General features: G+C 39.3%; 19 protein-coding genes and 2 pseudogenes. 7 read left to right on the forward strand and 14 right to left on the reverse strand.

The annotated features are described in order from the left end of the window. Positions 1-5 precede the first annotated feature (5 nt). Entirely contained in the window at positions 6-389 is a 384-nt protein-coding gene (locus J2Y67_RS05980; protein WP_310171772.1) for an ArsR/SmtB family transcription factor, read from the reverse strand. 654 nt (positions 390-1,043) lie between these two features. On the opposite strand from J2Y67_RS05980, the gene J2Y67_RS05985 reads away from it, so the two are divergent. After that, entirely contained in the window at positions 1,044-1,196 is a 153-nt protein-coding gene (locus tag J2Y67_RS05985) for a hypothetical protein (RefSeq protein ID WP_310171775.1), read from the forward strand. On the opposite strand, the gene J2Y67_RS05990 is transcribed toward J2Y67_RS05985, so the two are convergent. Further along, positions 1,189-2,589 (reverse strand): amino acid permease, encoded by a 1,401-nt coding sequence (locus J2Y67_RS05990; protein ID WP_310171777.1) that lies wholly within the window; start codon positions 2,587-2,589, stop codon positions 1,189-1,191. The two genes, J2Y67_RS05985 and J2Y67_RS05990, sit on opposite strands and share 8 nt — an antisense overlap. A gap of 696 nt (positions 2,590-3,285) precedes the next feature. Between J2Y67_RS05990 and J2Y67_RS05995 the strand changes: the two genes are divergently transcribed. After that, positions 3,286-3,471 (forward strand): hypothetical protein, encoded by a 186-nt coding sequence (locus J2Y67_RS05995; protein WP_310171779.1) that lies wholly within the window; start codon positions 3,286-3,288, stop codon positions 3,469-3,471. Positions 3,472-3,703: 232 nt separating this feature from the next. On the opposite strand, the pseudogene J2Y67_RS06000 reads toward J2Y67_RS05995, so the two are convergent. The 3 genes and pseudogenes from J2Y67_RS06000 to J2Y67_RS27915 all read right to left on the reverse strand — a co-directional run. Further along, a pseudogene (locus J2Y67_RS06000) lies at positions 3,704-3,895 on the reverse strand (family 4 glycosyl hydrolase); the annotation flags it as partial. A gap of 130 nt (positions 3,896-4,025) precedes the next feature. Next, the gene (locus J2Y67_RS06005) at positions 4,026-4,430 is read right to left on the reverse strand and encodes an FAD-dependent oxidoreductase (RefSeq protein ID WP_396954052.1); all 405 of its coding nucleotides are present in this window, start codon (positions 4,428-4,430) and stop codon (positions 4,026-4,028) included. 30 nt (positions 4,431-4,460) lie between these two features. Further along, a complete protein-coding gene (locus J2Y67_RS27915; protein WP_396954053.1) occupies positions 4,461-4,766 on the reverse strand; it encodes an Lrp/AsnC family transcriptional regulator in 306 nt (101 codons plus the stop codon). Here J2Y67_RS27915 and J2Y67_RS27920 point away from each other — a divergent pair. Beyond that, positions 4,752-5,970: pseudogene (locus J2Y67_RS27920) on the forward strand (MDR family MFS transporter). The gene J2Y67_RS27915 and the pseudogene J2Y67_RS27920 sit on opposite strands and share 15 nt — an antisense overlap. Positions 5,971-6,247: 277 nt before the next feature. On the opposite strand, the gene J2Y67_RS06020 reads toward J2Y67_RS27920, so the two are convergent. The 9 genes from J2Y67_RS06020 to secA all read right to left on the reverse strand — a co-directional run bounded on the left by J2Y67_RS06020 (position 6,248) and on the right by secA (position 18,786). Further along, a complete protein-coding gene (locus J2Y67_RS06020) occupies positions 6,248-7,444 on the reverse strand; it encodes a PDZ domain-containing protein (RefSeq protein ID WP_310171785.1) in 1,197 nt (398 codons plus the stop codon). A gap of 268 nt (positions 7,445-7,712) precedes the next feature. Further along, a complete protein-coding gene (locus J2Y67_RS06025; protein WP_310171787.1) occupies positions 7,713-9,152 on the reverse strand; it encodes a S41 family peptidase in 1,440 nt (479 codons plus the stop codon). 211 nt (positions 9,153-9,363) lie between these two features. Further along, positions 9,364-10,632, reverse strand: coding sequence for a murein hydrolase activator EnvC family protein (locus tag J2Y67_RS06030; RefSeq protein WP_310171789.1), 1,269 nt, complete (start codon positions 10,630-10,632; stop codon positions 9,364-9,366). Between the two features lie 88 nt (positions 10,633-10,720). Continuing rightward, positions 10,721-11,614: a permease-like cell division protein FtsX gene (gene ftsX / locus J2Y67_RS06035; protein WP_310171791.1), complete on the reverse strand. Its 894-nt coding sequence runs from the start codon at positions 11,612-11,614 to the stop codon at positions 10,721-10,723. Then, the gene (gene ftsE, locus J2Y67_RS06040) at positions 11,604-12,290 is read right to left on the reverse strand and encodes a cell division ATP-binding protein FtsE (protein ID WP_310171793.1); all 687 of its coding nucleotides are present in this window, start codon (positions 12,288-12,290) and stop codon (positions 11,604-11,606) included. The genes ftsX and ftsE overlap by 11 nt, the downstream gene beginning before the upstream one ends. 293 nt (positions 12,291-12,583) lie before the next feature. Then, complete coding sequence (gene cccB / locus J2Y67_RS06045) at positions 12,584-12,946, reverse strand: cytochrome c551 (protein ID WP_310171795.1); 363 nt, start codon at positions 12,944-12,946, stop codon at positions 12,584-12,586. A 51-nt stretch (positions 12,947-12,997) separates the two neighbouring features. After that, positions 12,998-13,864, reverse strand: coding sequence for a YitT family protein (locus tag J2Y67_RS06050; protein WP_310171797.1), 867 nt, complete (start codon positions 13,862-13,864; stop codon positions 12,998-13,000). An 895-nt stretch (positions 13,865-14,759) separates the two neighbouring features. Then, a protein-coding gene (prfB, locus tag J2Y67_RS06055) for a peptide chain release factor 2 (protein WP_310171799.1) occupies positions 14,760-15,861 on the reverse strand; the annotation gives its coding sequence in 2 pieces (ribosomal slippage) (positions 14,760-15,788 and positions 15,790-15,861; 1,101 coding nt in all). Positions 15,862-16,272: 411 nt separating this feature from the next. Continuing rightward, positions 16,273-18,786, reverse strand: coding sequence for a preprotein translocase subunit SecA (gene secA, locus J2Y67_RS06060; protein WP_310171801.1), 2,514 nt, complete (start codon positions 18,784-18,786; stop codon positions 16,273-16,275). A gap of 450 nt (positions 18,787-19,236) precedes the next feature. Between secA and J2Y67_RS06065 the strand changes: the two genes are divergently transcribed. From J2Y67_RS06065 to J2Y67_RS06080, 4 genes are read left to right on the forward strand one after another with little or no spacing between them, the layout of a single operon-like run. Then, a complete protein-coding gene (locus tag J2Y67_RS06065; RefSeq protein WP_310171803.1) occupies positions 19,237-20,616 on the forward strand; it encodes a cytochrome c3 family protein in 1,380 nt (459 codons plus the stop codon). Between the two features lie 25 nt (positions 20,617-20,641). After that, the gene (locus J2Y67_RS06070; protein ID WP_310171806.1) at positions 20,642-21,802 is read left to right on the forward strand and encodes a cytochrome c3 family protein; all 1,161 of its coding nucleotides are present in this window, start codon (positions 20,642-20,644) and stop codon (positions 21,800-21,802) included. A 33-nt stretch (positions 21,803-21,835) separates the two neighbouring features. Further along, the gene (locus tag J2Y67_RS06075; protein ID WP_310171809.1) at positions 21,836-22,543 is read left to right on the forward strand and encodes a tetratricopeptide repeat protein; all 708 of its coding nucleotides are present in this window, start codon (positions 21,836-21,838) and stop codon (positions 22,541-22,543) included. Between the two features lie 17 nt (positions 22,544-22,560). Further along, positions 22,561-23,526, forward strand: coding sequence for a 6-bladed beta-propeller (locus J2Y67_RS06080; RefSeq protein ID WP_310171811.1), 966 nt, complete (start codon positions 22,561-22,563; stop codon positions 23,524-23,526). Positions 23,527-23,568: the final 42 nt, after the last annotated feature.

Genomic DNA, 23,568 nt, shown 5'->3' on the forward strand with positions numbered 1-23,568 from the left:
GGCATTTACTTAACTGAAATGGATTCACGGCCGGCCACCTCTTCCTGATGGGCAAAGGCGATGTGAATGAGCTGTTTTACATGACCGTCATCAAGGGAATAATAAACAAGCTTGCCCTCTTTTCGATATTTTGCAAGACCTAAGCCTTTTAAATGGCGTAGGTGATGGGAAGCTGTTGCGGTTGTTGCTCCCACAATATTCGCCACATCACAAACACAAAGTTCTTCCTCTAAGGTTAGGGCAAAAGCAATTTTCATTCTCGTTTCATCGGCTAACGCTTTAAAGATTTTCGTAACTTCAACGATACTTCGATTTTGCAGATGCTGTTGAATACGGGTAGTTTTTTCGGATTCCACACAGGTTATTTCGCAAACATCCTGTTCCTTCATGCCTTCACCTTCTTATATTCAAATGTTCGTTTGATTATATAATATTCAAATCATCGTTTGAATGTCAAATATTTTATTTGGAGGTTTTCACCTTGGAAAATCTTCAATAAAAACGCTTTAAACCGACAAAACTTTTAAAAACATGTGAAATTTGTAGAAAATACGAGAAAGGGCGAGAAAACCTATTAAAATAACTATAAATCTGAATTTTTAGAGTATTTACAATATAGTGACTTTTTAATATGATTAGGACAAGCAATACATCATACATAGAAAGGAGGTTAAAGAAAAACAAGAAAGAAAGAAGGTGATTCCAATGAAATGAGAAAGGCGAAAGCGTGTTACAAAGACGCTGGGTATTCACACAAGTTATCTTTTTATTAAGTATTTTCCATGTATGCTAAAAAACGCCCCCTTTTCTTTAATATAACGTAACCAACTATGGCAATAGGTAGAAAGGTTAGTAAAAAATAATGAATGAAGAAATAGTATAAGCGGCCTTGTGATTTATAATGGATGCACAAGGCCGCTTACTGTCATTATAACCCATTTTCAATAAAAGAACGATGACCCGCCAATCCCCCTAAATCGAAATTCCGATTTTTCGGACCAATGATTAAGATAAAAAACACTTTAATGTAAAAGATGAACAATATGTCAACATTCCAAGATAAACTTAAGGGTATGATCGGTAAAACAATTATCATAAAAGGGTCTGTCTATCGAGAATTGTTAGAACCCAAAATAAAAATGGAGCTTGTGGCTCCATTTGTCGTAATAGAGGCTTCTATTGTCCTCTTTACTTGATATTTTTGTTTGATAGAAGACTATTTTTATATCCGTAACTCGTATACAATACAAGACCGATGATGAACCATATTGCAAAACCAAGCCATGTTAGGGATGAAAGGTTAACCATTAAGTAGCCGCAGGATAAAATCGATAAGATAGGCAATACAGGTGAGAACGGTACTTTAAACGAGCGCTTTAAGTCCGGATGTGTTTTCCGCAGTACGATGACACCGATTGATACGACGATAAAAGCGAACAGAGTACCGATATTCGTCAAATCTGCTAAATGATTAATAGGAACAAGTCCTGAAAAGATGGAAGCCATTAAAGCTGTTAACCAGATGCTTTTCACCGGCGTCTTTGTTTTCGAATTCACTTTAGACAACCCCTTAGGAAGCAAACCGTCGCGGCTAATAGCAAAGAAAAGTCTAGTTTGTCCATACATCATAACAAATAATACCGTTGTAATCCCGATAATGGCGCCGAGAGAAATAAAACCGGCAATCCAATCTTGGTGAACATATTGAAGTGCAAACGCAACCGGATTTTTCACATTTAATTGTGTATAAGGCACCATCCCTGTCAGAATAGCGGATACGCTCACGTACAGGACTATACAAATGAGTAATGACGAAATAATTCCAATGGGCATATTGCGCTGCGGATTTTTTACCTCTTCTGCAGCTGATGAAACAGCGTCAAACCCGATATAAGCAAGAAATGCGGTAGCTGCCCCGTTCACAACTCCCGAAAAACCAAATGGCATAAACGGTGTCCAGTTTCCCGGCTTCACATACTTTACACCTACAATTATAAATAAAAGTACAACAGCGATCTTCAATAACACCATAACATTGTTTAAACGCGTCGATTCCTTTACTCCTCGAGTTAAGATGAAGGCAAGAATCAAGACGATTACGATAGCCATAACATCGACATATGTTCCCTGTGAGGGATTATAAGCGCTGCTGATAGCAGCCGGCAGATGAATACCAAACCCTGTAAGCAGCCCTTGGAAATAACCGGACCATCCGCTGGCAACAACTGCACAGGCTAGTCCATATTCCAGGATCAGATCCCATCCAAGAATCCAAGCGAGTAATTCTCCAAATACCGCATAACCATACGTATAGGCACTTCCTGATACAGGCACAGCAGAAGCGAATTCAGCATAGCAAAGGGCAGCAAATACACAAGCTAAGCCTGACAAGATAAAAGAAAGAATAATAGCCGGACCTGAATGCTGTGCAGCAACGACACCAGTCAGGACGAAGATCCCGGTCCCAATAACAGCACCGACTCCCAACATCGTTAAATCAAAGGCGCCAAGTGCTTTTTTCAAACTTGTTTCTTTTTGTTCTGCATTAGCAAGTAAACTGCTAATGGATTTTTTACGAAAAAGATTCATTCATGCATCTCTCCTTGATGTTCTTTTATTTTCAAAAATTCAGAAAATTTAAGTCTTACAGTCTCACATTATAGATTTACCAAATCCTAATTATACAAAAATTTTTCGTTTTGGAAGTCCCTCTCTTATCTTGTCCTCCCTATTTAGAGGTCATCCGTAATATAAAAAAACTACATTATTCGACAAAAACACTACAAAAAAAATTTTAAAAGGTTTTTGTGGAAAGGATAGGTATTACAAGAAATCTGTACTACTTGGACTTGGGAATATTTTTAATTCCTTCGGTATTCCGACATTCATTAGATTTTCTCCCCTTTGATTTATCTTATTGCATTCCGATTATAGAATGTTCGAAATATTTTTTCAACCTTAGAAAAGGAGAAAAATACGGTATCCTTTTGTGGAATTTCACAAAAAGATGCCAATTTTGCCGAGGGCACTGAAAATCCTTCGGATTTTTTGGAGGGATTATAGAAGTGGATCAAAAAACGACCCAGAATTTGAATTTCTGAGTCGTTTTTTGTGTGATTGGGGGTCTATATCTCCCTTATTAATGATTCATTAGCTTCAATATTCTTTTTAGATTTACTGTAAATATAGCCATTGCACCCGTTTGCATAATTTTTTACACAACTGACATATTCGTAACATTCAAGTAATATAATTTATCAATCACATCTAAAGGAGGTGGAAGCAATGGATAATCGGTTTTTCTTATTCTTTGTAACGATATTATCTGGTTTTGCACTTATTAAACTTCCTTTAACTGATTCATTTCTTGAAAGCATTTCCCCAGTCACTAATATCCTTGGCATACTTACTGTTCTAGTCTTCTCACTCGTTTTAATTTATAAAGGGGTAAAAAATTTGTTCAGTAAGTGAAGCGAATTCATAAGGAAAGCACTCAATATTAAGCAGTTTTGTGGAGAAACATTGGAAAGAGCATATTAATTTGAAGACCAAATCGCATATGATTTGGTCTTTTTAAATTCCTTGTTATATCCCTTATGTTTGTGAATATTCATTTAAAATCTGCGTCCACTGCTCTATATTATGAAGCAAATAAAATTGTTTAGCTAGAAAAGATGGCGTATACGGCATGACGTGTAATCGGAATGAATGGATAGAGATCCTCACCATTTCTTTTTACTTCCAACAGCCATGCCATATGGTTAATCCCTGCAATCTTTTCCTCAACACCTTCAGAATCCATGCCCAATGATTTGAATAATTCTTTTGTACAAACCTGAACACTGTGGCATAGGCCCACAGTTTTTATAGCTGTAAAACGATTCATCACACCTGTAGTCCAAACCTTCCTAACCTATAGTTTCAGCTTATCAGGATTCCTCATTCATCACTGCGAGTCAATTAAACTAGCGAGATTCCAAGTAAAGTCTCTCATCTTGACACCAATTTTACCTGAAAGAACAAAATCAATGCCCCATTTTTGCGCCCAGACGACCCCATCCGTTGGTCTGAGGCCAATGCAATAAAAGCTTTGAAAATCTCCAGCTATCAATAAGTATTTTACCATTATTTTCTAATGGAAGTCCTAATTTTTGCAGACATGGTTGTGATTTTAATCCAACCGTCCAAATACTATAATGGGATAAAATTTCAGAACCGTCATGTCCTACAATTTTATTCTTTTCGACATGATTCACCTTTACCTTATGGAGAATTCTTACACCCAATTTATTCAACCTTTTTTCAATTTGGCAGCTTACTTTTTTAGGAAGATAAGGAAGCAATCTGGATTGCTGATTAATTAAGACAACCTCTGCACTCGGAGTCTTCAATCCTTTTTGATCTGCCATGTTTTTTACCCATGTGGCGATTTCTGCATAACGCTAAATGATTATCCTTTATTATTCCATAGGGAACTCCGGAAGCATAACTTTCTGTTCAAAACGCGTAGATAAAACCATTATAATTGTTGGGATACCCAATTTGTTGCATGAGTCGCTAAAAGCTTCTAATGTCTCTGGAGACTTTGTGACCACTTTCATCAAATAGTTATATTGACCGCTGATCCTGTATAGATCAATGACATCAGGTGATTGTCTACAAAAGTCTACAAACTGATTACAATTACTAGCTTGGAAGAGAATAAACGCAGTTATTCCCTTTCCTAGCTTTTGTTGAGAGAGAGTTGCCCGATAATTTGTGATAATCCCCTTGCTTTAAATATCATATTAGGGACATTTTTTGCTAGAATGGCAACTTCTATGAGTATTTCTTTTTTAGCTATTTATCTTACAACAACAAAGTCAATATCTCCCCAAACCACAGGTATCATTATAGGAAATAGTTCCCTTGCAGCGGTATTTACTAGTTTTTTCGGTGGGAGTTTATCTGATCGATATGGGAGCAAAAAAATTATATTGAGCTCAATGACAGCATGGATCATTGTTTTTATAAGTTATGGAATAGCGACAAGTATGCTAACATCCCTTGTCCTAAGTGCCTTAAATGGTTGTTGTAGATCCTTCTTCGAACCAGCATCGAAGGCCTTACTTGCTGATATAACAATTCCGGAAGACCGTCTGTTGGTCTTTAACCTTCGCTACGGAGCCATTAACGCAGGTGCTGTAGTTGGTCCTTTAATTGGTCTACAAATAGGAAGTGCGGAAAGTGGCCTGCCATTCTTCGTAGCGGCACTTATATACTCTATATATATGATGAGTTTAATCATTCAGTTTAGAGCTTTTAAAAATACCTGATGACCATAAAAAACAAATCTCACGTATTACAATTAAAAATTCCCTAAGCGTTATCAGTCAAGACAAAGTCTTTCTATTAGCATTACTCGGAATGATATGTATATACGCAGGGTTTTCACAATTGAGCTCAACTGTACCTCAATATCTAGCATTATCAACGAACTCTGGTAAAGGTACAAAATTATTTTCTCAAATAATCATGTTAAACGGTGTAACAGTTTTATTTGTTCAGTACCCACTAACTCGTATTGGAAAGAAATATTCCGCCTCAGTGTCTATCATGTTTAGCGCTCTAATAATGGGTACGAGGTTAATCGGATTTGGGATTTCCGAACAATCTTGGCAAGTGTATGTAGCAACTATTATATTTACAATTGGAGAGGTACTTATGTTTTCCATGTGGGATATATTTATTGATGAAGTAGCTAAGCCTGAACTTAAGGGAACCTATTTTGGAGCTGTAGGATTTTCAGAACTTGGAGGAGTAATAGGGCCATTGGCAGGCGGAATACTTTTAAATTATTATGGTTCTAGTCAAGGAAATATTATGTTTTCTATTCTTTCGGGAATATGCATTCTCGGTTTTCCAATCATGTATTTCGTAGCAATATTTATAAAAAAAAGATCAAAAACTTTAGGCAAAATTTATTCTTAAAATTCTACTAGCCAGTTTTTAAAAAAACTATACGCTGAATATAACCTGTTATACTCTAATTTTCAAAAGTTTTTTCAAAACATAATAAATAATTATTATTCATATATTAACCGCCCAATAAAAACAGCGAGAGAAACAATTCTCTCGCCTAATATTCGATTAACAAATTCGATTGATAATGAAGAATAATCCGAAGAAATATGAAAATTCGAGAGATTTTAGACAAATCAGTTCCGGTAATCTATGAAAGCATTCCGCTTATTTATGAAAATTTCCACTAGCCAATTTTCTCATTCTCAAACTTCCGCTCATCCTGAACAAAAAGGATTCCCAGTTCGTGATGATCGCCATCGTATAAGGCTCTCTGGACGAAGCGTATTTCTCCGTTTGTATCGAGGACCTCGAGTTTACAATGAGCCCGATTTTTTTGCAGTGCTTCATAAAAGGCCTTTTCGTCGTGGGTGGCAACACTATTAACTTTGGTCACAAGCTCTCCAACCTTCAGTTCCATTTTACTTGCTGGGGAATCCGGAATGATTCCAAGAATCATCAAACCATTATTCTTTCTTGAAAAATAAAATGGAAGACCATCATCTTTTAATTTTTGGATTAACGCTAATGATTCACGGCTAATCACGGCTATTGCCGCTACAATAATGGAAATAAGCGGATACCACCAGCCGACTATGGATAGAATTGCGATAATCGAGCCAAGGACGATCACCCGTCTGCCATAAAGCTGAATGGTCGCTTTTGGAAGCATCCCTTGAACTTGCTGTTGAAACCCGATTGCAAATGGAACCAGCATGAGTGAGTACTTTTCAGCACCAACATGAAAAACAGGCCACCAGTCAAACGGAAGGCTAAGGGCATTTCCTGGTACGAGAAGAAACATTGGCAAAAACCATAATCGTTTTACCTCGTGGGCCCCAACACGCTGCCCCCGCTTACTTTTTACAAGTTTAGGAGAGGTTCCTTTGCTGCCGTTTTTTACAATCATTACTCCCTCGGCAATAAATAAGAGAGCCAATAAAACAGTTACTGAAGGATATACCTTCTGATCAAGCGACTCAAAGGATCCCGTAAATATCGGAATGGACCATTTGTTTTCAGCCATGATGATTAAAGTAAAAAATGTAGCCCCAACTGTATATACAGGCGACATCAACCGAATATTAGCCGTAAAGCTCCATAAAAATGTAAAGGCAGCAATTAGAAGAATTGCAGCAAACGGAACCGCGATCCCGGCTACGATCGACACAATCGAAAGCGCGAGACCTACAACCGTTCCCAGAGGAAAAAGCTGCCGAAGCTCAAAATAAGCATCATGAGCCCGAACATGGAAATTTTTCCGTTCCCGCTTTACTCTCATTACCCCTAAAATTCCTGATAAAAATAGAAGATAGTAGAAAATGGGATGAAGAAATAACTTGCCAATTCCTTTTAGCAGTTCTATAACCCATATTTGCGCCAATTTTTTGTCACCTGCCTTTATAAATAGTTCTGCAAAATCTCTTAAACTATATTTTATCAAATTGCAGCTGTAAAACCTATTGCTAGTTTTTTGAAATTGGACAAAAAATACAATTTAGCAGAAATTCAATAGTATTTTGGACAGTTAGGAGTTTAATCGATCAACTCGTTACTATTTCCGCGGAAATTCCCTATAATTCCGCAACAATTTGCGGAATTGTCAGAATTTGTTCACACACAACAAAAACAACGACCAGGGTCGCTGTTTCTCATTTCGCTGCAATTCTTAAGGCAATTTGAAGCTGCAGATCATTTTTCTCTTTTTTCTTTTCCTTAATTGCTGATTCTTCAAGTTTTGCTGCTGTTATCGAATCAATTTTTCCTGATGGCTGTAAACCATTAAATTGCTGGAATCCCTTTACAGCATTGGTAGTTTCAGCACTAAAATATCCATCGTTGCGTCCTGGAGAAAAGCCCAATCCTGTTAATATTTCTTGAGCATTCTTTACTTGTTCATTATTCATATCCTGCTCTAGCGGCTCAGTAACCTGAAGTGGATGGGTATTGAAAATTTCCGGCTGTTTCATTTCGACATCGGGCTTGATTCCTTTTTTATGAATCCAATTTCCATCGGGGGTCAGCCACTTAAATAGGGTTAATTTTATATTGCTGCCATCCCCCATCGAAACAGGCTGTTGAACCGTTCCTTTTCCAAAAGTGGTTTCCCCCACCAGTTGATACCCATCTGCCTCTTTTAAAGCCCCAGCTAGAATTTCGGATGCTGATGCGCTGCCTTTATCAACAAGAACAACCACAGGATAATCCTTTTTCTCTTTTAATGAAGAGAAAAATCGTTCTCTTTTGCCATCTCTCTTTTGTATTTGGACCATTGGCTTATCCTTTGGCACAAATTCTTTTAAAATATCTTCAACGCTGTTTAAATAACCGCCAGGGTTACCGCGGACATCAATAACCAGTCCATTAATATGCTTGTCTTCAAGCGAACTCAATTCCTTTTTAAAATCGGCTGCCGTATTTTCAGAGAAAGAGGTTACCTGAATATAGCCAATTTTTTTCCCGTCCTGATCCTTTGTTGATGCATGTACGGTTTCTAGGGGAATTTCATCCCTCATGACTTCAATTGTAATCGGGGCTCTAAGTGTCTGTCTGGCAATTTCTAATTTTACAGTCGTACCTTTTTTACCGCGGATTTTTAGGGTAGCTTTGTTCAGGTCAAGCCCTTGGACACTCTTCCCGTCAATTTTTAATATTTGATCATTCGGTTTTAAACCGGCTTTTTCAGCCGGAGAATTTTTAAATGGAGAAACGATGACAATTTTTCCATCCTCCATTCCAACCTCCGCACCAATACCTTCAAAAGAAGAATCCAATGTTTGACTAAATTGTTTTGCGGTTTCTTTGTCCATATAAACTGAATAAGGATCATTTAATGTTGAAAGCATCCCTTGAATAGCTCCTTCAACCAGTTTATTTCGATTTACCTTTTCAACATAGCGATTTAATATCAATTCATAGGCCTGATCTACCTTTTGTAAGTTTTCAGTATTATTTGTTACCGATGCATAATCAATGGTATCAAGGACAGAATTCCCCTTTGGCTTTTCTACCCATTGCATTGCAGCATATGTTCCGCCTGCCCCCGTCAGGAGCGATCCCGTCATCATTAAGGCAATCCATTTTCGATTCAAGCTTGTCCCTCCTTTGGCGAAAAGTGCATGTCCTTTTTACAATTTCAAAGCACCCACTGCCTAATGATTAACTTATATGTTAGAAAGGGACGAGATATGAATTTAGATATCAAGAAACCAAAGAAAACTCGCCAATTGGCGAGTCCTCAAGGACGAAACTTAGAAAAGTTACCTATTAGCTAAAAAAATGGAAGAAGCATAGCTTCTTCCATTATAGTGGAACAATACCAACAGGATTGATGGCGTTATGACGGTCCGGTACCCATTGCCCTCGATGAAGTTCAAAATGCAAGTGCTGGCCGGTAGAATCGCCCGTACTTCCCATGATTCCAATTTGTTGGCCCTTCTTCACGACTGCACCTGTCCCTACTAAACGTGCTTCCATATGGGCATAAACCGTCGTATAAACTTGTCCATTAATTGAATGTGAAATGAAGATGCAGTTTCCATAACTGCTAGAATAATAGGAACGAATCACGACCCCATCTGCAGCTGCAAGAATCTGTACATTCGATGCATGGTTGGCAATATCAACACCGAAGTGGAATTCACCTGGACGGAATCCAGGGCGTGTCCCAAATCCGGAGCTTATAATACCCGCAGCCGGTCTTGTAAAGGTACCGCCAGAAATCGCCGGTGCCTTACCAGCACCACCACCACTCGGAGTTGGTGTCTTTGCTGGCGCGGCAGCTGCCGCCTGACGCTCTTTCTCTAATTGGATGGCTTTTTGAATAGCTGCCTCCTGCCCGGCAAGAATCTGCTCCTGCTCCTCTAAAGCTAGTTTTCCTTCATGAACTTCCTCTTCTTTTCGAACAAGTTTTGAAAGCAATTTATTCTTAGCTGTCCGCTGTGAACTCAATTGCTTATTCATTTGTTCTAATTCGCTCTTCATCTCTTGGAGACTAGCCAAATCTTTTTCTACCTTAGTCCGTTTTTCTACCAATTCTTTTTTATCCATATCCGCTTGTTTTAATAATTCCTGATCGGCTTCCATAATCGTTGCAACGGCATTGGCTCTGTCAATAAAATCACTAAAGTTTTTTGCACCCATCAACACATCAATGTAATTGACCATTCCGCCTGTTTCTTGATAATTACGTGCACGCTCTTTTAATAAATTATTGCGCTTTTCCATCCGCTTCACGATTACCTCAATTTCTCCCTGAAGCTGATTGACTTTGCTTTGGGTCTCAACAATTTTAGCTGTCTTATCGTGAATCTTCGCATTGGTATCTCCAATGGCAAAATCAAGGCGTTTCATCTCAGACTTCACATTTGCTTGCTGACCTTGTAAAACATTAATTTTTGTATTTGCATCATTAATATCGGATTTTAAATTTGAACGTTTATTGTGAATTTCATTTTGTTTATCTTTTAGATTTGAAATGGTGGCCGCTTCCGTTACAATGGAACTCCCCGTAAATAAACTGCCCAGCCCCATCGAAGCAGCAACAGTAAGTGCAACAACTGTTTTTTTCATTGTCCGGTCTCTCCTTTCCCCTGAAAATTATGTAAATTTAGTTATCAAACAGGAAGGAAGGGTTACAAAGAACCCTTCCTCTGGATATCTAAACTTTTAAAAATTTTCTTACAGACATAACGCTTCCCCAAATACCAATTAACGCACCCATGAGGATGAGAATACCGGATACTTGGTAGATAAATGGTTCGTACGGAAGAATCTGCATAAAATTGCCGGCAAGTTTTGGAGCCAGATAATCATATGCGTTATAGTAAGCAATCGAGATCAGGATAATCGGCAAAATTGAGCCTAATATTCCCAGCCATAGACCTTCCAAGAAAAATGGCCAGCGAATAAAATTATTCGTTGCTCCTACTAGTCTCATAATCTTGATTTCTCTTCTTCTCGCAACAATGGTAATTTTTATTGTATTTGAAATTAAGAAGATAGCCGTAAAGAATAGACCTAGGATTAAGACGACACCGACGTTTCGGCTTGCCTTAATAAATTTAAATAATTTTTCCACGCTGCCCTGCCCATATTTTACTTTTGCAACAAAATTAAATTTTTCAATTTTTTTGGCAGCCAACATGGTGTCAGTTGGATTTTTTGTTTTTACGATAAAAACATCATTAAGTGGATTATCCTGTTCAAAAAGCTTAAATGACTGTCCTTCCTCACCAAGACCTTTGATTAGGTCCTTTAATTCCTTTTCTTTTGGTGAAAATGTAACACTTTTAACCTCAGGAATGCCCTCAATTTCGCTCTGTAATTTTTGCTGATCTACTTTATTTGCAGCAACATCAATATGAACACGGATTTGAACATCTTCTTCAATGGTTTGGGCAACTTTATTAAGATTCATCATAATCACAAAAAAGACACCGACTAAAATGAGGGTTACTGTTACAGCACTTACAGATGCGAATGTCATCCATGCATTCCTGCCGAGACTTTTTAAACTTTCGCGGGCATGACGGCCAATGGTTCTAATTTTCATAACCGTAGTCACCTCTTTGCTCATCACGAACAATTTTTCCGCCTTCAATAGCGATAACGCGATGTTGGATTGTATTAACAATTTCTTTGTTGTGGGTCGCCATGACAACGGTTGTTCCACGCTTGTTTATTTCTTCGAATATTTTCATGATTTCCCAAGAGGTTTCAGGGTCCAAGTTTCCCGTCGGCTCATCGGCAATGACAACCTTCGGAGAATTCACAATGGAACGGGCAATCGAAACGCGCTGCTGTTCTCCACCGGAAAGTTCAGTTGGCAGCATTCTAGCTTTATGCTTTAAATTAACGAGATCCAATACTTCCATGACTCGTTTTTTAATAAACTTTGGCTGTGCCTCAATAACTTCAAGTGCAAAGGCAACATTTTCATAAACGGTCAAGGTAGGCAAAAGTTTATAGTCTTGAAAGACAACGCCAAGATTCCTGCGAAAAATTGGAACCTTTTTCATTTTTAATTTTGCTAAATTGACACCATTCATGGTGATGGTGCCGGAGGTCGGAATTTCTTCACGATACATCATTTTAATGAAAGTAGATTTTCCCGCACCGCTGGGACCTACCACATAAACAAATTCACCTTGATTAATTCGAACATCAATCCCATTAATGGCGGATACACCGTTTGGGTATTTCTTGTATACTTCTTGCATTTCTATCATTTAATCACCTGTATGAAAGTTATTGTGGACGAAGTAAATTCGACAATAATCTTTTATTTTTTGCAAAAGGCTGCAAAATACTTTACGAACCGTGCAAAATTTCGCATAGCCCTATTATAACATCATCAAACACTAAAAAAAGCGATAAAAATATTACAGTTTCTTTTCAAAGAATACAAAAGCAGACGTTTTTCCCGCTAATTTCACGATTTCAAACGTAACAAACTTCGACAATTTTCTGCTTTTTCTACAAAAAAAAACGTTCTGTGTTAGAACAGAACGTTTTTTTCCATTTACTTTCTAGAGGCAAGCCATGTTGCTACTTGGTCAGCATCATCGCCGGAAATTAAGCCAGCAGGCATTCCGCCGGATTTACCCTTTTTGAGGATGTCTAAAATTTGATCTTTTGAGTACTTAGAGCCAATCTTTGTTAAATCTGGACCTACTGCCCCTTTAAGGTTTTCACCATGGCAGCTTGAGCATTTTTGAGCTGTGATTTTCTCAGCTGCTGCGGCAACATCATTTCCCCCGCCGCTTGTGTCTGTAGTTTTGTTCGTTGTGTCTTTGTCTTTAGATGTGTCCGATCCGCCGCCACAAGCAGCAAGTCCCATTACTAGGGAAGTTCCTAATAATAATGTAAGTAGCTTTTTCTTCACTGCTACTCCCCCTTCAGAAAATTTTACCATTACTTAACTAGTATACCAAGACTACGCGCGTTTGAAACCCTCTCCCAATACTTCCGCAGCATCCATAACCACGATAAATGCAGATGGGTCAAGGGTTTTGACCAATTGTTTCAATTTTGTGAACTCCGTTTGGTCAACCACACACATAAGAACTGGGCGTTCATGGTCAGTAAATCCACCATATGCTGATAGTTTTGTCACACCTCGGTCAATTTTATTCAAAATTCCTGAGCGAACTTCTTCTTGCTTACTAGTAATAATCATGGCCATTTTTGAACGGCCAAAACCAACTTGAATTAAATCAATGGTCTTGCTGGTCACATACAAACCAATGAGTGCATAAAGCCCTTTTTCAATATCGAATACAATTGCAGCGGTTAGTACAATGAACCCATCAATGAGTACGACACATGTCCCAAGTGTAAATCCCGTGTATTTATTAATAATTTGGGCTGCGAGGTCCGTTCCTCCTGTTGAAGCTCTCCCTCTAAAAACAATTCCTAAACCGAGACCAACACCAATTCCTCCAAATAAAGCTCCAAGTAAAGCGTCATGGGTCCAAGGTTCCATATTTTTTGTAAAATAAACAACGAGTGGTAAAAAAATGGTACCGGCAAGTGTTTTTGCGCCAAACTGTTTTCCTAATAAAATTACGCCGGCAATAAACAATGGAATATTGAAGGCCCATTGAACATAGGCTGGCTCCAAACCAAGAACAGTATGTAAGATCGTGCTTATGCCGCTTACTCCACCGGAAGCAATTTGATTGGGCAGTAAAAAGACATTAAAAGTAATCGCAATAATAGCTGAACCAATGAGAACAAATACATAATCAACGGCTGCTTCGATTTTCGGATTCGTTTGTGTAAGTTCCAGAACTTTATTCATTTCGTTATTCCCCTTGTTTTTCTCAATTTCGAGTGTGAGTATAGCATGGGTATTTTTTGGTGTAAATAGCATTGAACTGCCGCGTTGAAGTGAAAATCGGGTAACAGCGGTAAATTAGAGAAATTTCTTCTTCTCAATAATTTTGTCCCAAAAAAACCTTTTTTATAGGCGGTTTGCTTGAGCAAGGTTCTATGCGACTGAATCTGGAGAAGTATCCCTTCCACGGTAGCGTAGCCGGGGTCTATGCGACCGAATCTGGAGAAGAATCCTATCCACGGTAGCGTAGCCGGGGTCTATGCGACCAAACCCAGAAAAGTATCCTATCCACGGTAGCGTAGCCGGGGTCTATGCGACCAAACCCAGAAAAGTATCCTATCCACGGTAGCATAGCCGGGGTCTATGCAACCGAATCTGGAGAAGTATCCTATCCACGGTAGCGTAGCCGGGGTCTATGCGACCGAATCTGGAGAAGAATCCTTTCCACGGTAGCGTAGCCGGGGTCTATGCGACCGAATCTGGAGAAGAATCCTTTCCACGGTAGCGTAGCCGGGGTCTATGCGACCGAATCTGGAGTAGTATCCTTTCCACGGTAGCGTAGCCGGGGTCTATGCGACCAAACCCAGAAAAGTACCTTTCCACGGTAGCGTAGCCGGGGTCTATGCGACCAAACCCAGAAAAGTATCCCTTCCACGGTAGCCTAGCCGGGGTCTATGCGACTGAATCTGGAGTAGTATCCCTTCCACGGTAGCGTAGCTCCCGGTGGCATTTGTTTTTTACTACCCTTCTGTCCTTAAAATTGCTTTATAGAACATTTTGCATAGTAATCCACAGTATTTTGCCCCATAAAAAACAGAAAAGCCTTTGCCGTGTCGTCCGGCAAAAGCTTTTTCATTCATTACGAAATTCTCGATCTTAGATAAGCATCAATAAACGGATCAATTTCTCCATCCATAACAGCTTGGACATTGCCTGACTCAGTATTGGTACGATGGTCTTTTACCATGGAATACGGATGGAACACATAAGAGCGGATTTGACTCCCCCAGCCAATTTCTTTTTGCTCGCCGCGAATTTCCAAAAGCTCTTTTTCCTGTTGCTCAATTTCACGTTGATAAAGTTTTGCTTTTAACATTTTCATCGCTGATTCACGGTTTTTAATTTGGGAACGCTCTGTCTGGCACGTCACCACTACCCCAGTTGGAAGATGGGTAATCCGTACAGCTGAGTCGGTTGTGTTGATATGCTGACCACCGGCACCACTAGCACGATACGTGTCAATTTTTAAATCCTCTGTGCGGATATCGATTTGAATTTCGTCGTTAAACTCCGGCATAACCTCGCATGAAACAAAGGAGGTATGACGGCGGCCCGAGGAATCAAATGGTGAAATCCGAACCAAGCGATGAACCCCTTTTTCCGCCTTCAAATAACCGTACGCATTATGCCCTTTGATCGCTAAGGTTACACTTTTAATTCCTGCTTCATCCCCAGGAAGATAATCAAGCGTTTCCACCTTGAAGCCCTTTTTCTCCGCCCATCTGGTGTACATCCGGAGAAGCATGGAACCCCAGTCTTGAGATTCTGTACCGCCTGCACCCGGGTGGAGCTCCAAAATGGCATTATGTTTATCATACTCTTCACTTAACAGGAGCTGTAATTCAAATTGATTTAAGCGTTCTGTTAGCTGCCCCAGCTCATCTTCCAATTCTGCTTGTAATTCCTCATCACTTTCTTCTTTCACGAGCTCATAGGTCAGCTCCAAATTTTCGTACGTTTCATTTAAATCAGAAAATTCATTTACCTGATCCTTTAATGCGTTCGCTTCACTGATCACGACCTGAGCCGCTTGCTGGTCATTCCAGAAATCAGGATGAAGCATTTGATCGTCTAATTCAGCGATTCTTGCTTCCTTATTTTCAAGGTCAAAGAGACCCCCTAAAGTCCGCTAAACGTTTAGCTGTTTTTTCTAATTCATTGCGAATTTCTGCTAATTCCATTTTGGTCACCTCTATAAAAATTCAGTTTGTATCATAAATATATGCAAATAATTTAGGTCAGTCCTCATCTATTATAACGGCATACCATCGAAAAATCCAAAACTAGCCGTTTTAATAATTTTGGGGATAACTTCTAGACGAATGAAGAAATGGATTGTGGATAACCGAATAATCTAAATTTTTTATCAACATAATAGATTTATTTATCCACATATCCAGTTAGTTATTAACAAATTAACAAAAGATATAAACAATTCAATAAACAATATCCACAGTAATAAAAAAGTTATTCACAATCCTTAAAATAGGAACCCAAACAAAAACAAGAAGCGAAATCTCATATGATTTCGCTTCTTATGAATAAATTCCTAATCGAAACAACGATCCAGCCGGCTTTGTTTCAAAAATCAATTATTTTCCTGCTCCACAGCAGTTTTTGTACTTTTTACCGCTGCCGCAAATGCATGGATCATTTCGTCCTACATCAATTTGCTTCACTTTTGGTTTCGGCTTAACCGGTTCTCCATCCTCCTTCGGATGAACCGCTTGGCCTTTTGCCACTTCTTGACGCTCTAAATTGTTGCGGATTTCTGCCTTCATGATGTACATAGCAGCTTCTTCTTCAATCGAAGTAACCATTGCTTCAAACATGGCAAAGCCTTCCGCCTGGTACTCGCGAAGCGGGTCCGTCTGTCCGTATGCACGTAAGTGGATTCCATCACGAAGCTGATCCATTGCATCAATATGGTCAATCCATTTTGAGTCTACAGAGCGAAGGGTAACGACCTTTTCAAATTCACGCATTTGCTCTGAGAAAAGCAGCTCCTCTTTTTCATCATAACGCACCTTCACTTTTGCAAAAATAGCCTCAGTCATCTCTTCAGGGTCTTCACCTTTTAGATCGTCCAAGGTGATATCCCCTTCAGGAAGAAGATTGGCATGGACAAAGTCCACAACCCCCTGGAGGTTCCAATTTTCTTCATCATCCGCCATTGACGCATGTGCCTCAACATTCCGCTCGATTGTTCGTAAAATCATGCCTTCCACAATTTCACGCAAGTTTTCAGACTCCAGTAATTCATCGCGCTGCGTATAGATGATTTCACGCTGCTGGCGAAGCACATCATCATATTGCAGCAGTTGCTTACGCGCATCAAAGTTATTGCCCTCAACGCGTTTTTGCGCTGATTCCACTGCTTTTGAAACCATTTTACTTTGGATTGGCTGGGTATCATCCATCCCAAGGCGCTGCATCATTGATTTCATATTGTCAGAGCCAAAGCGGCGCATGAGTTCATCTTCCATCGATAAATAGAATTGGGTAATCCCTGGGTCCCCTTGACGGCCGGAACGCCCGCGGAGCTGATTGTCAATCCGTCTGCTTTCATGACGCTCTGTACCAATAACAGCAAGACCGCCTAATTTAGTAACCCCTTCACCAAGCTTAATGTCTGTACCACGGCCGGCCATGTTTGTCGCAATCGTTACTGCACCTTGGTGGCCTGCTTCCGCAATGATTTCCGCTTCACGTCCATGATTTTTCGCATTCAAGACATTGTGGCGGACACCTTTTTTCAATAAAAGCTTAGAGATTAATTCAGACGTTTCGATCGCAACCGTACCGACAAGCACAGGCTGCCCCTTTTGATGGCGTTCCGCAATATCTTCCACAACTGCCCTAAACTTACCTTCCATTGTGGAATAAATTAAATCAGCGCGGTCATCTCTAACAATCGGTCTATTTGTTGGAATTACGATGACATTCATATTATAAATGTTCCGGAATTCCTCTTCTTCCGTCTTCGCCGTTCCCGTCATCCCTGCTAATTTTTCATACATACGGAAGTAGTTTTGGAACGTAATCGTTGCCATTGTCATACTTTCGTTTTGAACTTCTAAACCTTCTTTAGCTTCAATCGCTTGGTGTAAGCCTTCACTATAGCGGCGGCCCTTCATTAAACGTCCCGTAAATTGGTCAACGATCACAATTTCGCCATCTTGAACGACGTAATCCACATCAAGATGCATACTGACATTAGCTTTTAATGCTTGATTAACATGATGGTTTAACGAAACATGGGACATATCGAACAGGTTTTCAATGCCAAAGGCCTTCTCTGCTTTGCTGATCCCTTCTTCGGTCAGCATAACTCCTTTTGTTTTTTCATCATATGTGTAATCCTTTTCTTTTGTCAGCGTACGGACAAACGCATTTGCTTGAATATAAAGAGCCGTTGATTTTTGCGCAGAACCTGAAATAATCAGCGGTGTACGCGCTTCGTCAATTAAGATGGAGTCCACCTCGTCAATGACTGCATAAAAAAGCGGGCGCTGAACCTTTTGTTCCTTATAAAGGACCATGTTATCACGAAGATAGTCAAAACCATATTCGTTGTTGGTTCCGTAAGTAATATCGGCAGCATATGCTTCCTGCTTCTCTTCACTTGTCATACTATTTAGGTTTAAACCAACCGTTAATCCTAAAAATTCATAAAGCTGACCCATTTCCTGAGCATCACGGCTTGCAAGGTATTCGTTGACCGTTACAACGTGGACCCCTTTACCGGAAAGGGCATTCAAATAAACCGGCATCGTAGCCGTTAACGTTTTACCTTCCCCTGTTTTCATCTCAGAAATATTGCCCTCATGGAGAGAAATCCCCCCCATTAACTGTACATGATAAGGGTATAATCCAAGAACACGACGGGCTCCTTCACGGACAACAGCAAATGCCTCAACCAGTAAATCATCAAGTGAATCACCATTTTGATAGCGTTGTTTAAATACTGCTGTTTTTTCTCGCAGTTGATCATCGGTTAATTTTTCCGTTTCAGCCGCAAGTGCCTCTATTTCATTCGCGAGTTTGTCCAACCGTTTTAACTCACGTTTATTCACATCATACAATTTATTTAAAATCCCCATCATGTGATTGAACTCTCCTTTTTATCGAGATTACTATTATAAAGAATTCGCAATATTAAGTACTAAATCCTGCCAAAATGAATTGAATATCACTTTCCATCTTACCACTTCCGCTATGTGTGTGACAACAAAGTTCCCCCCAGGAAAATTTGTGACAATAACTGCCATAATTCGGACAAGTAAGCTCCAGTTTCTTAGCAATCCAAAAATGTATAAAAGCTCTAAAAAATGTATAAAAATTCATAATTATACAGTTAGCCACTACCTCCAAGTTAGTAATTAACCCTTTATTTTTCAAGGTATTCATATTGTTTTTATCATAAAAGGGGTTTGGAAAAATATTCACAAATTGTACATTGGAATATACATATTCAATGTTAGATACTACCTTTAGAGAGGTTTAGATGAAAAATAAAGTAGATAGTTCAATTTATAATGGGAAGGGTGATTAAAATGGGCAGTTGGGGAAAAAAGAAAGGTTCCGAGACTGAAATCGAGCCCGAGTCTCGAGAAAATAGAAAAAAATCCGGCCCCATTCATAGACTCTGGCAAAAGTTTAGAAATATAGATTGGACAAATCCCGTTACTCGTTGGAAATTATTATTTGCATCACTCGTTGGTTGTATCGTTGTATTTGGTGGAGGGTATGGTGTTCTTTCCATCACAAACTCACCAACCTTCTGCTCCAGCTGTCATGAAATGGCGCCGGAATACACCACCTATACAGCCAGCGCTCATAACCAAATCTCCTGTGTGCAGTGTCATATCAAGCCGGGCGTCAAAAACATGCTAACACACAAAGTGAAGTCAATGAAAGAAGTTTACTACCATGTTACCGGTGTTCCAAAACAAATCGTTCAAACAGAAGAAGAAGCTGTTTCAAACGAAAACTGTTTACAATGCCATTCAAAAAACCGGCTTGTCACCGCATCTGGTGACTTAAAGGTCAATCATAAAGGTCATATTGAAAAAGGGATTCCTTGTATCACCTGTCACGCAGGGGTTGTTCACGCGAAGATTGCAGCCCGCGGTTTAAACATAGACAGTGCCCGTGGAGAGTGGACAGAGAAAAATGCACAAAAACTAATTGAGGAAAAATATGTGCGTCCGAACATGGGAACTTGTATCGATTGTCACGATAAAGTAAACAAAGGTGAAAAACCTTGGAAAGATGTCGCATACAATGTACCGCCAAACCCAGAAGAGCTTGAAAAACTTACAGTAGGAAAAACCGAAGGAGCATCCACGGTAACAGGTAAGGAAGGCAAAAATGCCGAAGATATCACAGCAAAACATGATGAAAAGACGCAAGAAATCATTTTACAAGCAATTGGAAAGCAAAAAACAAATGTGAAAGTTTCAATGGAATGTGGAACCTGTCATAAAAAGCTTAAAATACCGCAGTCCCACAAGGCTGCCCTATGGAAACAACAACACGGAAGTAAAGCGGTTCAGGAGTTAAATAAATGTGTAAACTGCCACCAAGATTCCAAATGGGCAAGAGAAATTCCAAAAGAAGACATCATCTCGCTCCTTAAATTAGGTACAAAAAAATCACATTATCAACCTGACATCACTCTAGTGAAAGATCAGTCCCGTATTAATAAGTTTTGCAGCACCTGTCACAGTAAACGTCCTCCTGGACATACGAAAAGCGATCAATGGCTGACAGCTCACTCAACTAAAGCACTGACAGCTGAAGCGAAATCACAATGCTTCGTCTGCCATGACCAGAAAAAACCAAAACCGGGATCAACTGATACGAAAGCACCAACAGATGTATATTGCGAATACTGTCACAGAACTGGATTTAAGAGTCCTGTAAAAAACTAATTTATAAAAAGGGAGGGACTTATTTATGGAAGAAGAACAAAATGAGTTGCCGGCCCCTCCTCGTAATCGCTATAAGTTAATTAAATATATGACAATCACATTGTTTTTTCTAGCCATCTTATTCTTCGCAGGATTTACGGGGCTAGAGGCAACATCCAGCTCGAAGTTTTGCCAAAGTTGTCATGAGATGAAACCGGAGTATTATACGTGGAAGGCATCGACTCATAATGAAGTGGATTGTGTAAATTGCCATACCGATCCGATATTTAAGAAACTGGCGAAAGATAAAGCGGAAGGACTAGTTGGACAATTAAAAAACCATTCTTTGAACGTCACTGCTACTCCTATCCGAATGCCCAACGAGGTGCCTAACAGTGCATGTGAAAAATGTCACAATTTAAAAACCCGTGATGTGACACCATCGGGGGATCTCATCATCCCCCATGAAAAGCATCTAAAAAAAGGGGTAGAATGCGTTCAATGTCATAGCAGCATTGCCCACGGCAAAATCGTCGACAGAAAAATGACCTACCAAACAGATTATGCTAAATGGGATCAATCCGTTGGTACACAAGCAATGTCCGATTTGAAATTTACTCGTCCTGATATGGACACATGTATGGAATGCCATAAGGCTCGGAATGTTTCAACCGCATGTAAAACCTGTCATAAAACGGGAATGGAACCAAAAAGCCATAAAAGTCCTGACTTTAAAACATCCACCCATGGTTTAACAGCTGGCAAGGATCTTCAGAAATGCGACTCCTGCCATGGATATATGTCGAAAGAAAAAATTGAAGGTCTTGAGGCAGTCTCTTCTGTTGAAAAGGTCTTGAAAAATATTAAAACGACTAAACCACATATTACCGAGTTGGATTATGCAAAAGAAAATACTTTTTGTAAGGACTGCCATAGTAAACGCCCGGCAAGTCATAATAGCCGGTGGATGTTGGAACATAACATTCAAGCGTCTAAGGATAAACAGAAATGCTTGGCTTGTCATAACGATCAACAAACAAGTCAGTACCAAACGACAACAGTAGCCTGCTCCTCCTGTCATCCAGCTATGCACAAAGGATTTGACAAGAAAAGGCACCCTATTCCGTTAGCAGCAATTCAAAAGGTGACAAATTTCTGTTATACCTGTCACGTTAAAAGAACCTGTTCTGCTTGTCACAGAGAATAAATGATTTATATTTGCTAGATTAGGAGGGTTAGTATGCAAGCCCATGAACAACCACACAACCATAAGCAAGAGGCGCAGACAGAAAACGCACCTAAGGAAAGAATGAAAAAAACTAAAAAAGATAGATTTAATTGGTGGCAAACACTGCTGATTCTGACTATGACATTAGTTGTTGCAGTTGGTGCAAGTTATTACGTAAGCAATAAGTACCTTTGGCCAAAATACGATATGGACCGGCTTAAACAGCAATTAGAAAGTGCAAAAACCGAAGCAGATGCTAAGCCGAATGATCCAAAGTCCCATGTAGACCTCGGATATGCTTATTTTTTAAATGAGGACAACGATAAGGCTATTAATGAATACAAAATAGCTCTTGATTTAGACAAAAATTACTTTAATGCCTATTTCAATTTGGGACTTGTCTATAATGAGGAAAATCGCCTAAATGATGCCATTAAAATGGCCCAAAAAGCAACTGAAATATCACCTAAAGACTATAAGGGCTGGCTTTTGAAAGGAATGTCTTTCCGAAAGCTTAAAATGTATAAAGATTCGATTAAAGCACTTAATGAAGCAAATCGTTTAATGCCAGCCAATACTGATATCATCTACGAAGTAGGGCTGGTTGCGGAAGATCAAGGAGATAAAAAAAATGCGGAAGAAATTTATAAAACGGCATTGAACTATGACCCTATGTACAAACCAGCCTTGGATGGGCTGAAAAGAGTTGCTAAAAACTAGAAAGGGGTTGGAAACCAATGAAGAAAAAAATTGTGTATTGGTGGATGAGTGGTATTGTTGTTCTCACTATTGCTGCCTTTACCGCAATATACTTTTTTAATATGGAATCAGTTGTAAAGAAGGTTCCTAGTGCGGTTAATCCGGATGGACCTCCTTCCTTTAGCCAAGTAATTTATGGGGATTTTGATAATTCACTGGATAAACCGATGGATGTCGCAAAAATTGGCGAGTTCCTCTATGTTTCTGATACAAACAATAAGCGAGTTCAAGTTTTTGATTCATCTGGAACGCCTGTATTTAAGTTTGGCAAAGAAGGTCAAGGGAAAGGCCAATTTAATTTTCCATACGGTATCGCTGGTGATAAGAAAGGAAATGTGTATGTTGCAGATTTATATAATGGAAAAATCTCTATCTTTGAACCAAAAGGGAAATTTATAAAATACTTTGATGATAAAAAGAAACTATTGAAATCCCCTGCCGGAATCCGTATCTATAATGAAAAATTGTATGTCACCGATGTTCAAAAGAACAAGGTTTTTATCTTTGACCTAAATGGTAAAAAATTGCTTGAAATTAGTACCGGAGCTAATAAACAAGATACCTTTAAAGCTCCAAATTCAGTGGCAATCGACAAGAAAAATAATGACATTTTTGTTTCCGACTCTGGTAACCAACGTGTCCAAGTATACGATAAAAACGGTAAATATATTCGAACCATTAACGGTTCAAAAGATGGTAAGGGCTCCTCCGTATTTGTAAATCCACGCGGAATTGGCGTCGATTCACGAGGCATCCTTTACATTGTAAACAATCTCACTCACATGGTTTATGGGTTTGACGAAAAAGGTTCTGAGGTCTTCCATTTCGGAACAATGGGCGATCAAAACGAACAATTCTACCTGCCAAACGGTCTATACGTTGATGACCATGATCAGGTTTATATAACAGATACCTTAAATGAACGTATTGCAATGTACAATTAAATAAATTCTTTACTTTAAGGAGGTGGTGCCTCAAAAGAGGTT

The organism is Neobacillus niacini (genome assembly GCF_031456445.1).
Classification (GTDB): domain Bacteria; phylum Bacillota; class Bacilli; order Bacillales; family Cytobacillaceae; genus Neobacillus; species Neobacillus niacini_I.